The sequence below is a fragment of the Actinomadura darangshiensis genome (genome assembly GCF_004349235.1).
Classification (GTDB): domain Bacteria; phylum Actinomycetota; class Actinomycetes; order Streptosporangiales; family Streptosporangiaceae; genus Spirillospora; species Spirillospora darangshiensis.
Genome location: NZ_SMKY01000547.1, coordinates 1 through 2,662, shown reverse-complemented (window position 1 = coordinate 2,662; position 2,662 = coordinate 1). Strand labels below are relative to the sequence as shown.

At 75.7% G+C, this 2,662-nt stretch carries 3 protein-coding genes; all 3 read right to left on the bottom strand.

What is annotated here, in order from left to right:
* Window positions 1-941 (bottom strand): TIGR04222 domain-containing membrane protein (locus tag E1293_RS46185; RefSeq protein WP_132206379.1); only part of this gene is annotated, 941 nt, incomplete at its 3' end.
* Between the two features lie 74 nt (window positions 942-1,015).
* Entirely contained in the window at window positions 1,016-1,654 is a 639-nt protein-coding gene (locus tag E1293_RS46180; protein WP_207939523.1) for a response regulator, read from the bottom strand.
* An 18-nt stretch (window positions 1,655-1,672) separates the two neighbouring features.
* On the bottom strand, window positions 1,673-2,662 hold a 990-nt coding region (macS, locus tag E1293_RS46175; RefSeq protein ID WP_132206375.1), incomplete at its 5' end, for a MacS family sensor histidine kinase.

The window sequence follows — 2,662 nt, the reverse complement described above, 5'->3', positions numbered from 1 at the left end:
CCTCCGCATCCGCCGCCACCGCCGCAGCCGCTCCCGCCGCCGCACGAGCCGCCACCGCCGCAGGACGACGACGAGCACACCGAAGCGGTCGACGAGCAGGACGAGCCCGAGAATCCGCCGGACGTGGCGGCGACACCGGTCATCTCCAGGTACCGGCCGAGCCCGACGGTCTGCGCGAACATCGGGTCGAACGCCATCAGCGCGGCCGTGCCGAACAGCGCGACGCCCAGCAGGACCGCCGGCCCGGCGAGCCCGGTGTAGGCGGGCGCGTTCTCCGGGTCCAGGTGCGGGTTGGACGCCTTGATCTGCTCGACGATCCGCTCCCCCGCGGCCGTCCGCTCACCGCCGGAACCGAGCACGACGCTCCCCGCGATGGCCAGGCCGAGCAATGCCGCGACGGGGACGAGGACACCCGGGAGCCCGCCGAACGCGTCGTTCATGACAAAGGCCACGAAGCCGACGAGCATCCACCCGTAGAAGGCCAGCTGGAAGGCCCGCAGCCGGCGCCGGCCGTCCTCCGGGACCACCATGCCCTGCGCGACCAGCCCGTCGCGGAGCTGGTCGAGGGCGGCGCGGACCCCCTCGTCGGCGGTGAGCTCGGCGAGCGTCCCGCCCCGGCCGCTCGCGATCGTCGTGAAGACGGCACCGTCCAGCGGCGTCCCGGCCGCGCGCGGACCGTCGCCGGACGGCCCGGTGGCCAGCAGCCTGCCGTCGGCGTAGGTGTCGACCGCGCGGTCCAGCCGCAGCGCCGTCACCGATGCCGCGATGGCGTGCCGCCCGCCCCCGTGCAAGTAGGCGACCTCGTACGGATGCAGCTCGCGCATCGGCGGGCCGCCCCGTCTCAGCCGCGCCCGCCTGCTCCGCAGGACCGCCAGCAATGCGAGCCCGAGCAGGATGTGGGCCGCGAGGTACCCCAGCTTCGGGCCCCAGATCTCGTCCATCACGGCGTGCTCCCGTCCTGGCGAACGTTCGCAGGATCAGACGCCGGTGCCGCCGCACGGGTTCGTCCGGACCGCTACTCCTCTTCGTCGAGGCCCTTCTCGATGGCGTAGCGGACGAGTTCGACCCGGTTGTGGAGCTGGAGCTTGCCGAGGGTGTTCTGCACGTGGTTCTGCACCGTCCGGTGGGACAGGACGAGGCGCTTCGCGATCTGCTTGTACGTCAGCCCCTTCGCGACCAGCCGCAGGACCTCGGTCTCGCGTTCGGTCAGGCGCGGAGCGTCGTCGTCCTCGCGGGCGGGGGCGGCGGCGAGGCGGCGGTACTCGCCGAGGACGAGGCCGGCGAGGCCGGGGGTGAAGACGGCGTCGCCGGCCCCGGTCCGCTGGACGGCGTCGAGGAACTCCTCGCGGGCGGCGGACTTCAGCAGGTACCCGGTCGCGCCCGCCTTGACCGCCTCCAGGACGTCCTGCTGCTCACCGCTCGCCGAAAGCACCAGCACCTGGACGGGCGGGTCGGCGGCGGCCAGCTGCCGGGTCACCTCGACCCCGCTGATGTCGGGGAGCTGCAGGTCGACGACGGCGACCTGCGGCCGCGCGGCGGCGGCGATGCGGACGGCGGTGCGGCCCTCCCCCGCGGTGGCGACCACGTCGTGGCCGGCCTCGGCGAGGTCGCGGGCCACCGCCTCGCGCCACATCGGATGGTCGTCCACGACCATGACTCGGAGGGTCACGGGTCACACCCTAGCCCGGGGCACGGTCAGCTCGATCTCGGTGCCGTCGCCCTCCGCGGTCGTGATCGCGACCGTGCCGCCGAGGTCGGCGACGCGGCCCCGGATGGACTGGGCGACGCCGAGCCGGCCGTCCGCCGCCGCCTCGTCCAGCCGTCCGGCGGGCATCCCCGGGCCGTCGTCGCGGACGCTGACGGTGACCTCGTCCGGGCCGTCCTCCAGAAGGACCCAGGCGCGGGCGCCGTCGCCGCAGTGCCGCCGGACGTTGTCCAGCGCCGCCGCGACCGCCGCCTCGACCTCGCGGGCCGCGTGCGCGGGCAGCCGCACCTCCGTCGCGGGCGTCGCCACCGTGACGGACGTGGACGCGTGCCCGGTCAGCAGCGTCCGCAGGTCGATCTCGGTGCCCGGGACGTGGGCGGGCGCCGGAACCGGGCCGGTGCCGATGAGGGAGCGCAGCGCCGCCTCCTGCTCCCCCGCCAGCCGGCCCAGCTCGGCCGCCTCGCCGCCGAGCTCGCCGCCGCGCCGCTGCACCATCGCGAGGACCTGCAGGACCGAGTCGTGGATGCGGCGGGCCAGCCGCTCGCGCTCCCGGGTCGCCGACTCCAGCTCGACGGCCCGCGCCAGCCGCGCCTCCGCCTCCAGCGCCAGCCGGACGACGTGCCCGACGACGAGGCCCGCGAGGAACAGCAGCACGATGCCGTTGAACGTGGTGCTGCCGATCCCGCCGCTGGTCTCGGCGACCGCGTGCACCAGCAGGTTCGCGACGGCGAGGACGAGCGCGGCGGTGAGGCCGAGCCGCCGCCCGCCCGCGACCGCCCACGACAGCACCGCCGCCGCCACCCACGACACCGGCAGCGTCGGGCGTCCCGCGCCGATGTTCGCCTCCGTCTCCACCCAGGCCGTCGCCAGGACGCAGCCCGCCGCGACCACCAGGTCGGCGACCAGCAGTGGCCATCCGCGGCGGCGCGGCTCGCCGAACGCGAACGTGGCGTAGCC

Coding starts and splice junctions, on each gene's coding strand:
- E1293_RS46180 (WP_207939523.1), bottom strand. CDS start 1,654: ATGGTCGTGGACGACCATCCGATGTGGCGCGAGGCGGTGGCCCGCGAC.